This window comes from Clostridium sp. DL1XJH146 (assembly GCF_054819755.1).
In genome coordinates this window covers 1-386 of record NZ_JBTVVN010000113.1, presented here as the reverse complement: position 1 = coordinate 386, position 386 = coordinate 1, and the positions used below count along the sequence as shown (strand labels likewise).

General features: G+C 33.7%; 1 protein-coding gene. It reads right to left on the bottom strand.

Annotated features, from left to right (window positions below):
- Nucleotides 1–213 (bottom strand): DUF1016 N-terminal domain-containing protein (locus ACVHXK_RS18720; protein ID WP_461207925.1); only part of this gene is annotated, 213 nt, incomplete at its 3' end.
- Nucleotides 214–386: the final 173 nt, after the last annotated feature.

Below are 386 nucleotides of genomic sequence, written 5' to 3'. Positions count from 1 at the left end.
TCCAAACTCAGCTTTCAGCTGACTTGAAAGACTTTTTATTAAATAATCGCCATATTCAGCACGTTCATTGCCGTCTTGAGCCTCAACTATCAACTTTCCTACATTCCAATAAGCTTCAACCATCGTAAAATTAACAGCTTTATATGCTTTCTCGCGAGCATTGGTGAGAATTTCTTTTACTGACAGATATATGTTTTTTTCCAAGTTTTCCAATTCATCTCACCTTCTTTTACTTTATTATTCTACGACACTCTTCGGCACTTCGCTGTTGCAGATATTATAACATATTCTCAAGACTTCAACTCATCAAGAAATTCGAGTAGTTGCTCTAATCTATATATTGCATAGAAATCTAATTTTTAATCATAACTTATGCAACATCTTGT